At 70.5% G+C, this 15581-nt stretch carries 15 protein-coding genes and 1 other RNA gene; 12 read left to right on the top strand and 4 right to left on the bottom strand.

The genetic code is table 11. The features are described from left to right. Window positions 1-68: 68 nt before the first annotated feature. Both ABD056_RS12905 and ABD056_RS12900 read right to left on the bottom strand, forming a co-directional pair. Complete coding sequence (locus ABD056_RS12905; RefSeq protein WP_343867206.1) at window positions 69-470, bottom strand: response regulator; 402 nt, start codon at window positions 468-470, stop codon at window positions 69-71. Continuing rightward, window positions 460-2115, bottom strand: coding sequence for a sensor histidine kinase (locus tag ABD056_RS12900; protein WP_343867204.1), 1656 nt, complete (start codon window positions 2113-2115; stop codon window positions 460-462). The genes ABD056_RS12905 and ABD056_RS12900 overlap by 11 nt, the downstream gene beginning before the upstream one ends. A 165-nt stretch (window positions 2116-2280) precedes the next feature. On the opposite strand from ABD056_RS12900, the gene ffs reads away from it, so the two are divergent. From ffs to ABD056_RS12875, 5 genes are all read left to right on the top strand, one after another. Next, window positions 2281-2377, top strand: an RNA gene (gene ffs, locus ABD056_RS12895) — signal recognition particle sRNA small type. A gap of 29 nt (window positions 2378-2406) precedes the next feature. After that, complete coding sequence (locus ABD056_RS12890; RefSeq protein ID WP_343867202.1) at window positions 2407-4251, top strand: DNA polymerase III subunit gamma/tau; 1845 nt, start codon at window positions 2407-2409, stop codon at window positions 4249-4251. Next, a complete protein-coding gene (locus ABD056_RS12885) occupies window positions 4248-4571 on the top strand; it encodes a YbaB/EbfC family nucleoid-associated protein (protein ID WP_343867200.1) in 324 nt (107 codons plus the stop codon). The genes ABD056_RS12890 and ABD056_RS12885 overlap by 4 nt, the downstream gene beginning before the upstream one ends. A gap of 10 nt (window positions 4572-4581) precedes the next feature. Continuing rightward, the gene (gene recR / locus ABD056_RS12880; RefSeq protein WP_343867198.1) at window positions 4582-5175 is read left to right on the top strand and encodes a recombination mediator RecR; all 594 of its coding nucleotides are present in this window, start codon (window positions 4582-4584) and stop codon (window positions 5173-5175) included. 333 nt (window positions 5176-5508) lie between these two features. Next, complete coding sequence (locus tag ABD056_RS12875; RefSeq protein ID WP_343867196.1) at window positions 5509-6051, top strand: hypothetical protein; 543 nt, start codon at window positions 5509-5511, stop codon at window positions 6049-6051. Between the two features lie 9 nt (window positions 6052-6060). Here ABD056_RS12875 and ABD056_RS12870 read toward each other — a convergent pair whose 3' ends face one another. Continuing rightward, on the bottom strand, window positions 6061-6747 hold the full coding sequence (locus ABD056_RS12870) for a substrate-binding periplasmic protein (RefSeq protein ID WP_343867194.1): 687 nt from the start codon (window positions 6745-6747) through the stop codon (window positions 6061-6063). Window positions 6748-7076: 329 nt separating this feature from the next. Between ABD056_RS12870 and ABD056_RS12865 the strand changes: the two genes are divergently transcribed. From ABD056_RS12865 to ABD056_RS12835, 7 genes are all read left to right on the top strand, one after another. Then, window positions 7077-9464, top strand: a complete 2388-nt coding sequence (locus tag ABD056_RS12865) for a PAS-domain containing protein (protein ID WP_343867192.1) — start codon at window positions 7077-7079, stop codon at window positions 9462-9464. Between the two features lie 45 nt (window positions 9465-9509). Further along, complete coding sequence (locus tag ABD056_RS12860) at window positions 9510-11171, top strand: DUF3369 domain-containing protein (protein WP_343867190.1); 1662 nt, start codon at window positions 9510-9512, stop codon at window positions 11169-11171. Between the two features lie 420 nt (window positions 11172-11591). After that, the gene (locus ABD056_RS12855; protein ID WP_343867188.1) at window positions 11592-11921 is read left to right on the top strand and encodes a DUF1328 domain-containing protein; all 330 of its coding nucleotides are present in this window, start codon (window positions 11592-11594) and stop codon (window positions 11919-11921) included. 437 nt (window positions 11922-12358) lie between these two features. Further along, window positions 12359-12856 carry a sigma-70 family RNA polymerase sigma factor gene (locus ABD056_RS12850; RefSeq protein ID WP_343867186.1) on the top strand — a complete coding sequence of 166 codons (498 nt, stop codon included), beginning with the start codon at window positions 12359-12361 and terminating at the stop codon, window positions 12854-12856. Between the two features lie 247 nt (window positions 12857-13103). Beyond that, the gene (locus tag ABD056_RS12845) at window positions 13104-14081 is read left to right on the top strand and encodes an OmpA family protein (protein WP_343867185.1); all 978 of its coding nucleotides are present in this window, start codon (window positions 13104-13106) and stop codon (window positions 14079-14081) included. Window positions 14082-14252: 171 nt separating this feature from the next. Beyond that, on the top strand, window positions 14253-14567 hold the full coding sequence (locus ABD056_RS12840) for a BrnT family toxin (RefSeq protein WP_343867183.1): 315 nt from the start codon (window positions 14253-14255) through the stop codon (window positions 14565-14567). Beyond that, window positions 14536-14841 (top strand): BrnA antitoxin family protein, encoded by a 306-nt coding sequence (locus ABD056_RS12835; RefSeq protein WP_343867181.1) that lies wholly within the window; start codon window positions 14536-14538, stop codon window positions 14839-14841. The genes ABD056_RS12840 and ABD056_RS12835 overlap by 32 nt, the downstream gene beginning before the upstream one ends. A gap of 27 nt (window positions 14842-14868) precedes the next feature. Here ABD056_RS12835 and ABD056_RS12830 read toward each other — a convergent pair whose 3' ends face one another. Next, complete coding sequence (locus ABD056_RS12830) at window positions 14869-15573, bottom strand: response regulator (RefSeq protein WP_343867179.1); 705 nt, start codon at window positions 15571-15573, stop codon at window positions 14869-14871. Window positions 15574-15581: the final 8 nt, after the last annotated feature.

The following is a 15581-nucleotide window of genomic DNA, read 5'->3' as shown; positions in this document are numbered from 1 at the left end:
ACCCTTGCGGCGGTTGCGGACCCATGGGCTGCCGTTCTAGCCCGCCGCCGCCGTCGCCGCCAGGGGCATCACCCCTCGATGACGTCGCGCAGGGAGGCGACCAGCTGTTCCGGCAGGATCGGCTTGACCAGGATGCCGCGCGGATGGTCGGCGTGGATGCGGCGCAGGGTCTCGGGTTCGTTGGAGCCGGTGATGAACACCACCGGCGCCCCCAGGCGGGCATGAATGCGGATGGCGGCATCGACGCCGTCGCCGGCGCCGCGCAGGCGCACGTCCATCAGCACCACGTCGGGCTTGTGGCGCAGGGCCTCGGCCACCGCGTCCTCGGCGGTGGAGGCGGTGGCGCAGACGCGGCAGCCGGCTTCCTCCACCACCTCGCGCAGGTACTCGGCGATGAGGAAATCGTCGTCGACGATGAGAACGGTCGGCTGCGTGCCGTCGGGCCGTGTCACGCCATCCTTATCGGCCATCGTCATCCTCCACCCCTGGAATGTCTATGCGAACGTCGGTGCCGTGGTCGCGGGTGATGCGCACCGACGCCCCCAGCTGCGCCACCAGCGCCCGGATGATGCGGTCGCCGCTGGAGCGCACCGCGTCGCTGCCACTGCCGCCGCCGCCGCCGTCCTCGGCCGGGGCCCACCCGACGCCGCTGTCGCGCACGTCCAGGATCAGGCCGCCGCTGCCGCGCCGGCTGGCGGTGACCGCCACGGTGCCGCCCTCCCCTTCCGGAAACGCGTGCTTGAAGGCGTTGGATACCAGCTCGTTCACCAGCAGGCCGAGGGGGATGGCGCGGTCGAGGTCAAGCGCCACCCGGTCGGCCGAAACGGCCACGGCGATGCCCCGTTCCTCCGCCGCGAAGCCGATGGCGATGGTATCGCACAGGTCGGTGAGGAAGCGCCGCAGGTCGAGCGTGGCGAAGTCGCCGCCGCGCAGCAACTGCTGATGCACCAGGCCGAGGGTGTGGATGCGCCGGCGGGTGGCGGCGAAGGCCTCCCGCGCGTCGGGATCGGCCAGCCGGGCCGACTGCATGGCCAGCAGCGCCTCCACCAGCTGAAGGTTGTTCTTCACCCGGTGGTAGACCTCGCTCAGCAGCACGTTCTTGTCGTGCAGGGCGGCTTCCAGCTCGGCGGTGCGCAGGGCGACGTTGCGCTCCAGCCCGACGTTGGCGGCGTCCAGGGCCTGGCGCAGGCGGTCCTCGGTGCGCACCGCCCGCAGGCCCACCGGCGCCAGCAGCGCCACCGCCAGCAGCAGCACCGCCACCAGCACGCCGGTGTAGATCAGCCGTTCCTGCCAGTGCAGCAGGATGGTGTCGAGCGGGCGGGAGGCCATCACCACCACCGGGAAGCCGGCCACCAGCTGGCGCACCACCAGCCGGTCCAGGCGGTCCACCGGCGACGGCTCGGTGGTGACCATCTGCGGCCGGGCGTCGGTGAGGGCGTCGATGCCGGCGGGGAAGCGGGCGCCGGGCAGGCCGTCCACCTCCGGTTCGCGCAGCAGCAGGGTGCCGTCCTGGCGCAGCAGCAGCAGGGTGGAGCCGGCCGGCAGGTGCAGGTCGCGGTAGAAGCGGCGGAAGTAGTCCAGGTGCAGGGCCGCCACCACCACGCCGCCGAAGCTGCCGTCGGCGGCGGTGATCGGTCGGCTGAGGCTGAAGAACGACGGCAGCCGGCTGCGCGGGTCCATCAGGCCGCCGACAAAGGGCTCCTCCGCCCCGTCGCGCAGGGCGGTGAAGTACTCGCGGTCGGCCAGCGAGGCGCCTTCCCGTGTCGGGCTGAGGGAATTGGCCAGCACCTCGCCCTCCGCCCCCAGCACCCACAGCGAGGCCACCTGCGGCAGGGTGGCGGCGATGGAGGCCAGATGGGCGAAGCTGGCGGCATCGTCCCGTTGCAGGTCGAGGCCGCGGCCTTCCACCTCGGTCTTCAGGCGCAGCAGCAGCAGGTCGGCGGCCTCCAGGGTGCGATGGGCATGTTCCTCCAGCAGTTCGGCCATCACCAGCAGCTCGCTCTGCGCCGAATCGAGGCTGCGGGTCCGGTCGGTGACCACGAACACGCCCCAGGCCGCCAGCAGGGCGGCGATGAACAGGGCGGCAAGCGCCAGGATCACCCGGGTCGTGGTCATGGCAAAACCGGCGGCAGGACAGTCGGCGGCGGGCGAAGGCCCTCCTTGCAGAACGCCGCATCCTACCGGAAGTTGCAAGCCCCGGGTACTGTTCGCCCGGCTTCTTTTACGAGAAATTCTTAAGGTCTTGCATTCGTCCCCCGCTCTCCTGATATAACCGCGTCGGAAGGCTGGCGGTGGACGGGCTCCTCGCCAACCCGGTCAGGTCCGGAAGGAAGCAGCCGTAACGAGTTTCGGTCCGGGTCGCCGTCCAGTCTTCCACCCCTTTCCCTGCGGTTCCGGCCGGCGGCGATGACAGACACTTCTCTGCCAGAGACCAATCCCGCCCCGGCGGCCTACCGCGTCCTCGCCCGCAAATACCGGCCGCGCGACTTCTCCACCCTGATCGGGCAGGAGGCGCTGGTGCGCACCCTGTCCAACGCCATCGCGTCGGGCCGGCTGGCCCAGGCCTATGTGCTGACCGGCGTGCGCGGGGTGGGCAAGACGACCACCGCCCGCATCATCGCCCGCGCGCTCAACTGCATCGGCGCCGACGGCAACGGCGGGCCGACCGTCACCCCCTGCGGCGTCTGCCAGCACTGCACCGCCATTTCCGAGGACCGGCACGTCGACGTGCTGGAGATGGACGCCGCCAGCCGCACCGGCGTCAACGACATCCGCGAGATCCTCGACGGCGTGCGTTACCGGCCGACCAGCGCCCGCTACAAGATCTACATCATCGACGAAGTCCACATGCTGTCCACCGCCGCCTTCAACGCCCTGTTGAAGACGCTGGAGGAACCGCCGGAGCATGTGAAGTTCATCTTCGCCACCACCGAGATCCGCAAGGTGCCGGTGACGGTGCTATCGCGCTGCCAGCGCTTCGACCTGCGGCGGGTGGAGGGCGAGGCGCTGGCCGGCCACTTCGCCCGCATCGCCGAGCAGGAAGGGGCGCAGATCGAGCCGGCGGCGCTGTCGATGATCGCCCGCGCCGCCGACGGCTCGGTGCGCGACGGCCTGTCGCTGCTCGATCAGGCCATCGCCCATGGCGGTGGCACGGTCAGCGCGGCGCAGGTGCGCGACATGCTGGGCCTGGCCGACCGGGCGGTGGTGTTCGACCTGTTCGACGCCGCCATGTCCGGCGATGTCTCCAGGGCGCTGGCGCTGATTGCCGACCAGTATGCCGCCGGCGCCGACCCGACGGTGATCCTGCAGGACATGCTGGAACTGACCCACTGGCTCACCCGCCTGAAGGTGGCGCCGGACGGCGCCGACGACCCCATGGCCGGCGAGTCCGAACGGGTGCGCGGCAAGGAGATGGCGGCCCGCCTGCATATGGCGGTGCTGACCCGCACCTGGCAGATGATCCTGAAGGGCCTGACCGAGGCGCGCTCCGCCCCGTCGCCCCTGCAGGCGGTGGAAATGGCGGTGATCCGCCTCGCCTACGCCGCCCACCTGCCGAGTCCGGCCGAGGTGGTGGAGAAGCTGGCCCGCGACGGCGGCAGCGCGGCGCCGCCGCCGGCTCCCGGTGGGGGCGGTGGCGGTGGTGGTGGCGGCTACATGCCCGGCCGCGGCGGCGCTGGAGGCCGGGTGCCGGTGGTGCATGGCCCCGGCGCCCCGGTGGGAGCGCCGACCGCCAGCCTGGCCGTCCACCACGATCCCCATCCCTATGCCCCGCCGGCCGGCCACCTGGAGCCGCCGCCGCCCGCCCCGCCCCTGCCGCAGAGCTTCCTTGAGGTGGTGACGCTGCTGAAGGACCGGCGCGAGAGCGTGCTGGCCGGCTACCTTGAGGCGGGCGTGCATCTGGTGCGCTACGACGCTGCCGCCTCGCCGCCGCGGCTGGAGTTCCGGCCGCAGCAGGGGGTGCCGCCGGACCTTGCCCAGCGCATCGCCAAGTTCCTGCTCGATCAGACCGGCAGCCGCTGGATGGTCACCGTCAACCTGACCGAGCAGGGCGAGCCGACGCTGAACGAACAGACCCGCGGCACCGTCTCGGCGGCGCCGCTGGTGCAGGCGCTGCTGCGCGCCTTCCCCGAGGCCCGCATCGGCATGGTGCGGCCGAAGAAGAAGACGGAGGCGGAGGCCGACGACGACGACGCCCCCGCCCTGGAAGACGCCCTTCCCGACATGATGATGAGCGGAGACGACGACGCATGAAAAACCTCGGCCAGTTGATGAAGCAGGCCCAGCAGATGCAGAGCAAGATGGCGGAGATGCAGGACAAGCTCGCCGGCATCGAGGTCAGCGGCGCGGCCGGCGGCGGCATGGTCACGGTGACCCTGACCGGCAAGGGCGAGATGAAGAAGATCTCCCTCGACAAGTCCATCGTCGACCCCAACGACCTGGAAATGCTGGAAGACCTGATCGTCGCGGCGCACAACGACGCCAAGGCCAAGGTGGAGACCACCCTGCAGGAAGAAATGCAGAAGGTCACCGGCGGCCTGCAGCTGCCGCCCGGCATGAAGCTGCCGTTCTGATCCGCCGCCCGTGGTCGGACCCGAGATCGAGCGCCTGATCCAGCTGCTCGCCCGCCTGCCCGGCCTGGGGCCGCGGTCGGCGCGGCGGGCCGCGCTCATGCTGGTGAAGAAGCGCGACGGCCTGCTGCTGCCGCTGGCCGAGGCGCTGTCGACGGTGGCTGCCAGCGTGCGCGCCTGCCCCCAGTGCGGCAACTACGACACCCAGGAGCCCTGCGCCGTCTGCCGCGATCCGCGCCGCGACGGCAGCATGATCTGCGTCGTGCAGGACGTGTCCGACCTGTGGGCGCTGGAGCGCATGGCCGCCTTCCGTGGCCGCTATCAGGTGCTGGGCGGGCTGCTGTCGGCGCTGGACGGGGTGGGGCCGGAGGATCTCGCCATCGGCCGGCTGGTGGAACGGGCCCGGTCGCCGGAGGTGACGGAGGTCATCCTGGCGCTGCCGGCCACCGTCGACGGCCAGACCACCGCCCATTACATCGCCGACACCCTGGCCGACTGCGACGTCACCGTCTCCGGTCTGGCGCAGGGCGTGCCGGTGGGCGGCGAACTGGACTACCTGGACGACGGCACCCTGCTGGCGGCGCTGACGGCGCGGCGGCCGGTCTGACCGGCGGCGGGGGCGGAGAGAGAAAAAGAGAGGGAGGCGGAAGCCGCCGTCTCGGGGACACCGGAGACTCCTTGGCTCGCCGCAACGGAAATTTGGGGGTCTGCGCGTCAGCCGTTCGACGAGTTCCTCCCTCTTCCTGATCAGAGTAGGAACCGACTCCCCACGATTCCAGGTCTGTTTTGTAAAAAGATGCAACAAGAGCGGTATTTGGAACCTTCGGTGCGCGTCAGATTATACCTCTGTCCGGGACTGAAGTCGTTATTGGGGACCGGGGGCGAGTCTTAGGGCTGAACTTTCTGGGACTGGTCCCAGGCGGGGTGGGGGAGAGGGACGATGAACGCCATCCTCGACGAGTCGTGGCTCGACCGCCGCTACTATGGCGGCGACCTGCCGCCGGAGGCGGAACGGGCGCTGCACGTGGCCGCCGCCAGCTGGCACGATCCCGCCGCCGCCGAGGCCGCGCTGGACGAGGCCGCGGCCCTGGCGCCCGGTCATCGGGCGGTGCTGCTGGCGCGCTACAAGTATCATTTCTATCGCTGTCAGCCGGCGGCGGCGGCGCCTTGGGCGCTGGCCTGCGTGCGCGATGCCGCCCGCGCCCTCAACCTGCCGCCCGACTGGCGGGCGGTGCGGCCGGGGGACGCCCGCTTCGACGAGCTGGAGGCGGAACCGCGCTTCTTCCTGTTCGCCCTCAAGGCCTACGGCTACATGCTGGCGCGGGCCGGCGATGCGGCGGCCGGGGCGGAGGTGCTGGCCCAGGTGGTGGCGCTCGACCCCGCCGACGCCACCGCCACCCGCCGCCTGCTGGCCCTGGTGCAGGCCGGGCCGTCGGCGGACGACGACGATGAAGGCGATGAAGGCGATGAAGGCGAGGACTGAGGCGGCGCCTCAGTAGCTCGCCATATGGCGGCGGAACCACTCGGCGGTGATGAGCGGGGCGTCGATGCGGCCGAGGCCGGCCTCCAGCGCGTCGCGGGCGCGGCGGCCGCGGTCGTCGGTGCGGAAGCAGATGTACAGCGGCCGCTCCGCCACCGGCCGCGGGTGGAAACGCACCAGGGCGGCGTCCTCGCGCAGGGCCGGGTCCCGCGTCAGCAGCCATTCCAGGACGTTGCGGTCGATGATGGCGGCATCGACGGTGCCGGCGATCAGGTTGGCCAGGTTCTCGGTGTCCGTCTCCGCCCGCACCACCTTGATGACGCCGCGGTTCACCAGCCGGTCGAAGGAGTCGGAGTTGGCGTAGTAGCGCACGACGCCGACGGTATAGGCCGACAGATCCTCCAGCCGCGACCACGCCAGCGGCGCGTCCGCCCGTTCCGCCAGGCCGAGCGGGCTGGAGCCGATCTGGCTGCTCATCAGGCAGGCGCGTTCGCGGGCGCGGGTGGCATAGACCGGGAAGATGCCGTCGACTTCGTCGTCGGCGGCGACTCCGTCCTCGACGGGGACCGCCCCGCGATAGAGCGGGCTGAGGGTGCGGCCGGCCGCCCGCAGGGCCGCCGCCACCACCGCGCCGGTGGCGCCGTGCTCCGGCAGCGTCGGGCCGACGTAGGGCGGCCAGGGGGTGGTGGACAGGACCATGTCGGAGGCCCGCGCCGACGGCGCGGCGCCTGCCAGTGCGATGGCCGCGATAACGATGACCGCCCACCCGCGGCCGGCCATGAGGATCCGCCTGTACCAGCAGCGCACCTGAACCTCCCCTCCCCCGCAGGTTCAGGATCGGACAAAACTGCCTGCGGGTAAAGGTTATTCCTCCATCCCGATGCAGCCTTGCCGAAGATGTCGGTAATTCAGCCTATGACGAAATATACGGTTGGCACCTGACGCGGCCGTTCTCTATGCTAAGAGGCAGTGGCGAGTACGTCCAAAGAAGCGTGCCGTCATCCGACGCAGGGAGGAACTACGTCATCATGCCGCACCCGACGCTCGCGGAGGAGCCGCGCGCGCGTCCGGCGGAGCCCGCCGCGCCCGTCGAGCCGGCGCCGGTGCCGCCTGTCGTTCGCGCCGAATCGGCCGCCGCTGCGCCGTCCTCGCCGCCGCCTTCGCTGGCCATGGATCTGCTCGGCTCGGCCCTGACCCAGCCGGTGCTGGCGGTGGCCCTGCCGCAGGCGGTGGTGACCTGGAGCAATACCGCCGCCGCCGCCCTGTTCGGCCGCCCGGTGGACGGGGCGCCGCTGGCCGACCTGCTGGTGGAGGCGGCCGATCGCGACGCCGCCGACTGGCTGAGCCGCTGCGCTGCCGGCGCCGGTGCCGCTGCCACCGGCTACGGCCCGGCCGGCGACCTGGTGCCGCTGACGGTGGCGGTGCAGGTGGTCGACGGTCTGGCGACCGTGGTGCTGTCCGACCGCCGCGACAGCGGCTCCGCCGGCTATGCGGCGGCGCGGGCGAGCCTGGAGCGCTATGCCCTTGCCCTGCGCTCCACCAACGACGGCATCTACGACTGGGACATCGAGACCGACCGCATCTTCTTTTCCCAGCGGGCGCGGGAGATCTTCGGTCTCGCCTCCGACGAGATGTCGCCCCACGGCTGGGCGGCGCGCATCCATCCCGACGACTATCCCGCCTACCGCGCCGCCCATGTGCAGCACCTGCGCGGCGAGACGGAGCGCTTCGTCTGCGAATACCGCTTCCGCGCCGGCGATGCCGGGTGGAAGTGGGTGCGCCAGCACGGCATCGCCCTGCGGCGGGAGGGGCGCGCCATCCGCCTGACCGGCTCGGTCGGCGACATCAGCGAGATGAAGGCGGCGGAAGCCCGCATCGAGCGCGAGCGGCAGATCCTGGCCGCCACCATCGAGCACATGGAGCAGGGCCTCTACATGGCCGATGCCGATGGCTGCGTGGTCGCCTTCAACCGCCGCTTCCGCGCCATGTACGACCTGCCGGACCATGCCTGCCAGCCGGGTTATACGGTCGAGTCGGTGCTGCGCTTCCTGTTCGAGCGCGGCGACCTCGACATGCCGTGGGATCAGGTGAAGGCCCGCAGCCTCAGCCCCCACAGCCGCCGCCACGGCCACGTCTACGAAACCCGGCGGCCCGGCGGCATGATCCTGGAGGCGCGCACCACCGCCCTGCCCGACGGCGGCTACATCCGCACCTTCACCGACGTGACGGCGCGGCGGAAGCAGGAACGGGCCATCTCCGACATCCTGGAGGCGATCCCGCTGCCCATCATTGTGTCCTCCACCGAGGACAGCACCATTTTCTACGTCAACACCCACGCCCAGGAAGACTACGGCCTGTGCGTCGGGGCGCCGGTGGGCGGCAATGCCATCGAACTCTACGTCAACCCGGAAGACCGCCGGCAGCTGGTGGAACGGGTGCGGCGCGACCGGGTGGTGGCCGGGTTCGAGGTGGAATGGACCACCATCGGCACCCGCGACCGCCGCTGGGTGCTGCTGTCGGCCCATGCCTTCACCTACCAGGGCCGCGACGCCATGCTGGTGACCGCCGCCGACATCACCGAACGCCGCCGCATGGACGCCGAACTGAAGGCCGCCAAGGAACGCGCCGAACAGGCCCTGGCCGACCTGCAGGCGACCCAGAAAAGCCTGGTGGAGGCGGAGAAGATGGCTTCCCTCGGCGGGCTGGTGGCCGGGGTGGCGCACGAGATCAACACCCCCGTCGGCATCACCGTCACCACCGCCACCCACCTGCAGGAAAAGACCCGCGACATCCAGCGCATCTTCGAAGGCGGCAAGGTGCGGCGGTCGGACTTCGAGAGCTACCTCGCGGTGGCGGGGCAGGCGGCCGACCTCATCCTCGGGTCGTCCACCCGCGCCGCCAACCTGATCCAGAGCTTCAAGCAGGTGGCGGTCGACCAGACCAGCGAGGAACGCCGCCGCTTCGACCTCGGCCCCTATGTGGAGGAGGTGCTGCTGTCCCTCGGGCCGCGGCTGAAGCGCACGCCGCACCGGGTGACGACGGAGGTGCCGGCGGGCATCATCGTCGACAGCTATCCGGGGCCGCTGTCGCAGGTGCTGACCAACTTCGTCATGAACTCGCTGATGCACGCCTGGCCGGAAGACGCCACCACCGCCGGCACCATGTCGGTGCGGGCGTGGCAGGAGGGGGCGCAGGTGGTGCTGGTCTATCAGGACAACGGACGCGGCATTCCGGCCGATCACCTGGGGCGGGTGTTCGAGCCGTTCTTCACCACCCGGCGGGGCAGCGGCGGCTCCGGTCTCGGGCTCAACATCGTGTTCAACATCGTGCGGCAGACACTGAAGGGGACGGTGGATGTCGACAGCCGGCCGGGGGAAGGCACCACCTTCACCCTGCGCTTCCCCCTGGAGGCGTGACCCATGGCGACCGGCGGGCAGGGCGGGGATGCAGGAGAGGCGCACATGACCGACGACGACATGCTGTTCGACGACGACGACTTCCTGGTCGATGACGATGCCGCCCCCGTGGCGGCCGCCGGGCCGGCCGCCGTCGGCGCCAGGGGGGCGGCGGTGCCGGCGCCGCGGGTGCAGCCCTGCGCCGGCGATGCCTGGGTGGTGCTGGTGGTCGACGACGAGCCGGAGGTGCATGCCGTCACCGCCATGGTGCTGTCGGACGTGCGCTTCAAGGACCGGCCGGTGACGCTGCTGTCGGCCCGCTCCGCCGCCGAGGCGCGGACGGTGCTGGCGGCGCGGCGCGACATCGCCGTGGTGCTGCTGGACGTGGTGATGGAAACCGACGATGCCGGCCTGCAGCTGGTGCGCCACATCCGCCACGACCTCGGCAACCGGGCGGTGCGCATCATCCTGCGCACCGGCCAGCCGGGGCAGGCGCCGGAACGGGACGTGATCCTCGCCTACGACATCAACGACTACAAGGCGAAGACCGAGCTGACCTCGCAGAAGCTGTTCACCACCCTGGTGGCGGCGCTGCGCAGCTATGAAGACATCCTGGCGCTGGAGACCAGCCGCCAGGGCCTGCGCAAGATCATCGACGCCTCCGCCAGCCTGTTCCAGGCCCGCAGCATGAGCCTGTTCGCCAGCGGCGTGCTGACGCAGCTGTCGGCGGTGCTGGGGACGCCGGTGTCGGGCATCGTCTGCGCCCAGCGCGGCCGGCCCGGCAGCCGCGGCCCGGCGGCGCGGGAGGTGTTTATCCTGGCCGGCGCCGGCATCTACGAAGGCGCGGCCGACCGGCCGCTGGCCGATCATGCCGCCGATCCGGTGGTGACCGCCATTGCCGAGGCGCTGGCGGCGCAGGCCAACCTCTATGCCGCCGACCACATGGTGCTCTACATCCCCACCCCCAACGGGCGCGAGGTGGTCGCCTACCTGCAGACCGGCCGGCCGCTGACGGCGCTGGACGAGCAGCTGGTGGAGGTGTTCTGCGGCAAGGTGTCGGTCGGCTTCGACAACCTCTACCTCTATGAACAGTTGAAGCGCGCCCATCAGGCGACGGTGGTGGCCCTGGCCGACCTGGCCGAGCACAAGGACACCGACACCGGCGAACACGTGCTGCGGGTGGAGCGCATGACCGAAGCGGTGGCCCGCCGCCTGCGGGCGGACGGCCACTACGCCGACCAGATCGACGACATCTTCCTGGAACAGGTGGGCATGGCGTCCATCCTGCACGACGTCGGCAAGGTCTCCGTCCCCGATGCCATCCTGCAGAAGCCGGGCAAGCTCACCGACGAGGAATGGCTGGTGATGCGCGAGCACGCCGCCGCCGGCGGCACCATCCTGCACCGGGCGGCGCGGCTGGTGGACGGGTCGAGCTACCTGTCGCTCGGGGCCGACATCGCCAGCGGCCACCACGAACGCTGGGACGGCGGCGGCTACCCCCGCGGCCTGAGCGGCGAGGCGATCCCGCTGGCCGCCCGCATCGTGGCGGTGGTGGACGTCTACGACGCCCTGACCAGCGCCCGGCCGTACAAGAAGCCGTGGCCGCGCGAGGATGCCATCAGCTACCTGCGGGACCAGGAAGGCCGGCAGTTCGATCCGCGCGTGGTGGAGGCCTTCCTGGCGGTTCTGGCGGAGCTGGACGCGGCCGCCGCCGACCCCGACGCCTGACCCCGATCTTTCGGCCCCGCGCCTGCGCCCGCCGGGGAGGCGGCCGACTCCGCATGGAGGAGCCGGCTCCCCCGCCGCTGCACTGCATCGTGCAGGCCGCGCCGCTATCGCTTAATTTTGCCGTTGCTGCAGTGCAGCGAAGCCTGCATTTTTCGCGGGCCGCGCCCGCATCGGCGGAATTCCGCGGCTGGCGCGGTCCGGGCCCCGGTTATTGCGCTGCAACAACGTCGGCTGAGAATGTTCACATTGGCGCAACCCTTGGCCCGATCTGGCGTTTGAAGGGTGAATGTCCTCGGCCACGGGCGCAGCTCCCGCGGCCGTGCAGGGCTCTGCGGGCCGATGCCGGCGGTGCCACGACGAACGAGCAGCCGGTCCTGCGTCGGACGGGTTGGAACGAAAGAGGGATGCCAGGTTAGCCACATGACGTATGCCGCTATGGTCTTCTTCATTCTGGCGGTGATGTCTGGGCTGTTCGGCTTCACTCCGGTGGAGGGCGGGCCGGAACCCAGCACCGCCGCGCTTGCCCGTCTGCTGGCGGTGGTGTTCGGCGCCGGCTTCATGGTCACCGCCATTGCCCTGGTCCTGCGCCGCAGCAGCCTGCGCGCCGCCTCCGGCGACACCGTCGAGGGGCGCGGCGACGACCGCAGCCTGATGGCCGGCCTGTCCGCCTCGGAACGCGGGTCGTGGGATGGCAGCCGCCGGCGGTCGCGCCCGGCCGCCCAGCGCAGCGGCAGCGGCACCGACCGCTGAGGCTGTGCCGCCGGCGCCTTGGGCCGCTTGCGTCCCGGCGCCTTGGCGCCGCTTGCGTCACCGGCGCCTCCGGGCTGCCACAGAACAGTCACAAGCTGCTGATCCAGCTCACATTTCCGCCCCAGGGCGGAAACGGCGCCGCTTTATGCGGCGCTGATGCCTTTACGCCCCCTTTATACCCGTGCGACCCCTGCCTGCTGCTGCTGCCGCCTTGCCGGAGAAAGCGAAATACCGCCGGATCGGGCGGTTTGCGGGCCTCCTGCCCGGCCGGAGTCGCGGACTGTAAAAAGCACCGGCACGCTGATAACGAATTTACGCCTCGCCGTCCAAGGCCACATGGAGGCTTTACGGCCCCTCGGCGCATCCTCGGAGCATGGAAAGCGGGAACGGCGGCAGCCCCCGCCGGACACGACACAAGAATGACCGAGGAGATTGCGATGAGCACGGCCAACACCCAGATCGCGGAACTGATCCCCGACCTGAAGCGCTATGCCCGCTCTCTGGCGCGCAGCGAGGACGATGCCAACGATCTGGTCCAGGACTGCGTTGAGCGTGCCATTCGCAAGTGGGACCTTTACAAGCCCGGCACCAACCTTCGGTCGTGGCTGTTCACCATGATGCGCAACGTCTTCATCAGCCAGAAGCGGCGCGACGCGGTGGCCTACCGCTACATGCAGACCACCGTGCACGACGACAGCATGGTGGCCCGCCCGAACCAGGTGCACTCGGTGTTCCTGAACGAAGCGGTGGCGGCCATGGATGCGCTGTCGGAGCAGGAACGCGCCGCCGTCCGCATGCTGGGCATGGAAGAACGGTCGCACCAGGAAGCGGCCACCGAAACCGCCCTGCCGGTCGGCACCATGAAGTCCCGCCTGTCGCGCGGCCGTGCCAACCTGCGCACCATCCTGCAGATGGCCGAAGGCGACGCCGCCTGATCTCTCTGCCGGGGGCCTCTCTCGCCCCGCTTTTTTCTCTCTCCGTGACGATTTTTTCGCGCCGCCGCCCCCTGGTCCGGGTCGGCGGCGTTCTTCTTTGCGGCCGCGACTCGGCGTTCTACCTCTTGCGACTCGGTGACGGCGAAGAACGCCCCGACAGTTCGAACCTCGGTTGCGCTATGCGCGTTGGGAAGACAAACCGCACGCGACCCTCCGCATAGCGAGCAATTCGAGGAGGCCTGTTCCCATGCATACCTTTATGAAGATTGCCCTGCCCGCCTCTGCCGTCCTGGCTCTGGCGGCCTGCGCCAACCCGGCGGCCATTGAATCCGCCAAGACCATGACGCCGACCGGCGGCACCCCCTTCACCCAGAAGCTGGCGCAGAACTACAGCGACTACACCCGCTTCGAAGCCGACGAGATGTACGACTGGCCGTCGGCCAGCCACTTCGCCGGCAAGGCCCTGGCGGCCGCCGAAGGCCAGCGCGTGGCGCCGGAAAACCCCGACGACTGGTCCATCAGGCGCGAGGACTGGCGCAACGAGCTGCACGCCGCCCGCGCCGAGCTGGTCGGCGCCTACCGCGACGGCTTCCGCGAGGACATGCCGGAAGTGGCCGCCTCGGCCCAGGCCAACTACGACTGCTGGGTCGAGCAGGCCGAGGAAGGCTGGCAGTACGACCACATCGCCAAGTGCCGCGAAGGCTTCCTGTCGGCCATGCAGCAGCGCGGCGGCGACCCGGTGGTGACCCAGGTGGAAGGCCCGCCGCCGGTGCTCATCTTCTTCGACTGGGACGTCGCCGAAGTGCCGTCGGAAGCCGGCGCCATGCTGGATGCGGTGGCCGGCCTCGCCCAGGATAACCCCGGCATGCAGCTTGACGTCGTCGGCCACGCCGACCGCTCCGGCCCGGCCGACTACAACGTCGGCCTGTCGCAGCGCCGCGCCGAGAACGTCGCCAATGCCCTGCAGGGCCGCGGCATTTCCCGCGATCGCCTGAACGTGGAATGGCGCGGCGAGAGCGAGCCGCGGGTGCCGACCGACGACGGCGTGCGCGAGCCGGAGAACCGCCGCGTGATCATCGAAGGCGCCCTCGGCCAGACCATGGCCGGCACCGGCGGCTCCGGCATGGGCGGCACGGGCATGGGCGGCGCTGGCGCCGGCGGCATGCAGTCGTCGTCGGTGCAGCCGATGGGCGGCACCACCGGCACCACCACCACCATGCAGTAACCCCTCCACCACTGCCCGGACCACCCCCTGACCCCTCCCCTCCCCCCACCGGGGCGGTGGTCCGGCCCCAAGGCCCGCAGCTTCCCCCGCTGCGGGCCTTTCCTCTGCCCGTTGCGGACTGCCGCCGGCGGCTGTATATACACAGTGTCAGGGCAGCGCGGGCGGGGGATCATGCTGCTGATGGAACTGGAGTGGCTGGGCTTCGAGTGGGACGAGGCGAAGAACGGCTGGACGCTGGATGTACGCGGCTTTGATTTCGTGTTCGCCAGCTTCATCTTTTCGGGCCCCGTGTTGCTGCGGGCCGATGACAGGCGGGACTATGGCGAAGCCCGGTGGATCGCTACCGGTGCCATCGAGGGCGTCACTTTGACCGTCGTCTACACCGTGCGCCCGGTGGAGATCTGCCGCATCATCTCGGCAAGGAGAGCAAGCCGTGAAGAACGAGAGGCGTATCGTGAAGCACTCGCCGGACGATCTGGAGCTTGATCGCGAGATGCTGCGTCGCCTGCAGGCGCAGCCGGAGCCGGACGACGACGACATCGCCCGTCAGGTGGCGGAAGACCCCGATGCGGCGCCCCTGCATCCGCCCGAGTGGTGGAAGGACGCCGATCTGGTGGTGTTTCGCCGCAAGGTGCCGGTGAGCATCCGGCTCGACGCCGATGTGGTCGATTTCTTCAAGGACCAGGGGCCGGGCTACCAGAGCCGCATCAACGCTGTCCTGCGCACCTACATGCGGGCGCGGCAGGACGGCGACGGCTGAGGCCCCGCCGCCCTCGGCCGGCCTGGGTCAGCCGGAGACCTGCAGGCGGTAGCCGACGCCCGGTTCCGTGACGATCAGCCGCGGCCGCGACGGATCGGCTTCCAGCTTCTGGCGCAGCTGGCCGACGTAGACGCGCAGGTACTGCGTTTCCTCGACATAGGCCTCGCCCCAGATGTCGCGCAGCAGCTGCTGGTGGGTGATGACCTTGCCGGGGTGGGCGGCCAGCGCCCGCAGCAGGTCGTATTCCTTGCGCGACAGGCGCACCGCCTGCCCTTCCACCGTCACCAGCCGCTTGGCGAGGTCGATCTCGATGCGGTCGGTGCGCAGCACCGGCTCGTCGCTGCCGGCCGGGCCGACCTGGCGCAGGGCGGCGCGCATGCGGGCCATCAGCTCGCCCATGCCGAAGGGCTTGGTGATGTAGTCGTTGGCGCCGCGGTCCAGCGCCTCCACCTTGTCGCCTTCGTCGGACCGCACTGACAGCACGATGATCGGCATGGTCGACCATTCGCGCACGCGGGCGATCACCTCCATGCCGTCCAGGTCGGGCAGGCCGAGGTCGAGCACCATCAGGTCCGGCTTGTCGACCGTCGCCGCCCGGATGGCGGCATTGGCGTCCTCGGCCTCCACCACCGTGTAGCCGTGGGCGTTGAGGCTGGCCTTGAGGAACCGGCGGATCTGCGGCTCGTCGTCGACGATCAGGATCTTGGCATTGCCGGTGGCGTCGTTGGGCATGGCGGGGG

Source organism: Caenispirillum bisanense, assembly GCF_039523075.1.
Taxonomy (GTDB): domain Bacteria; phylum Pseudomonadota; class Alphaproteobacteria; order Rhodospirillales; family Rhodospirillaceae; genus Caenispirillum; species Caenispirillum bisanense.
The sequence above is the reverse complement of the archived record's forward strand: the minus strand, read 5'-3'. Positions and strand labels throughout refer to the sequence as shown.